At 31.1% G+C, this 1,059-nt stretch carries 2 protein-coding genes; both read left to right on the top strand.

What is annotated here, in order from left to right; all coding sequences use genetic code 11:
* The first annotated feature begins 76 nt into the window (after window positions 1-76).
* Window positions 77-430, top strand: coding sequence for a transposase (locus IF125_RS14175; RefSeq protein ID WP_225540762.1), 354 nt, complete (start codon window positions 77-79; stop codon window positions 428-430).
* A 20-nt stretch (window positions 431-450) separates the two neighbouring features.
* Window positions 451-1,059: DDE-type integrase/transposase/recombinase (locus IF125_RS14180; protein ID WP_225542927.1), on the top strand; the 609-nt coding region annotated here is incomplete at its 3' end.

Below are 1,059 nucleotides of genomic sequence, written 5' to 3' on the forward strand. Positions count from 1 at the left end.
TGTAAATCGTCAGCAAAAAGTGGACATCTAAGACCTAAAATTTAAGGTAGTGTTTTAAAAATCATTAACTTTAATTATGGCAACATCCAAAAAACCAACTCCAGAGAAATATGTAAAAGATATTCGTCAAAATACAAGACGAATATTTACAGCGGAACAAAAGATTTTAATTGTAATGGAAGCTTTACGAGCAGAAACTTCGATAGCTGAACTTTGTAGAAAATATAGTATTAGTCAATCTCAATTTTATAAGTGGAATAAAGAATTTCTAGAAGCTGGAAAAAAGCGATTGTCTGGAGATATTACTCGAGAAGCTACAAGTGACGATGTAAGTGAATTACGTAAAGAAAACCAGCGTTTAAAAGAGATTGTAGCTGATTTGGTTGTACGTTATGATATCGTAAAAAAAACCTTGAACTCGTTGGATTAAAAACAAAATTCAAGAAATATATGCGATTATCAGCAAGTGAAAAACACGAAATTATACAGATTGTAACTCGCTCTGAAATTGGAGTTAAACGTACTTTAGAGGAGTTCGGAATTGCACGGAGTACCTTCTATAAATGGTACTCAAATTATTTAGAAAATGGATTTGAAGGTTTAGAATCAAAAAATTATTCAACCCATCGAAAATGGAATAGTATACCTGATTCTCAGAAGGATTTAATTGTAGAATTAGCGTTGGATTATCCTGAATTATCTGCTAGAGAATTGGCTTTTAAAATGACCGATGAATTAGGAATTTATATTTCAGAATCGAGTGTTTATCGAATATTGAAGCAGAGAGATTTAATTCCATCACCTAATCATATTTTAATTTCAGCCGCAAACGAATTTAAAGATAAAACGAATTTTGTTCATCAAATGTGGCAGACTGATTTTACTTATTTTAAAATTATAGGATGGGGATGGTATTATTTGAGCACAATTTTAGACGATTACAGTCGATATATTATTCATTGGGAATTGTGTAGCTCCATGAAAGCTGAAGATGTGAAAAGAACTGTAAAAACAGCAATTGAAAAAGCGAAATTAAAGACGAAACAGAAACCAAAATTA

This window comes from Empedobacter stercoris (genome assembly GCF_020281205.1).
In the GTDB taxonomy this organism is placed as follows: Bacteria; Bacteroidota; Bacteroidia; order Flavobacteriales; family Weeksellaceae; genus Empedobacter; species Empedobacter stercoris.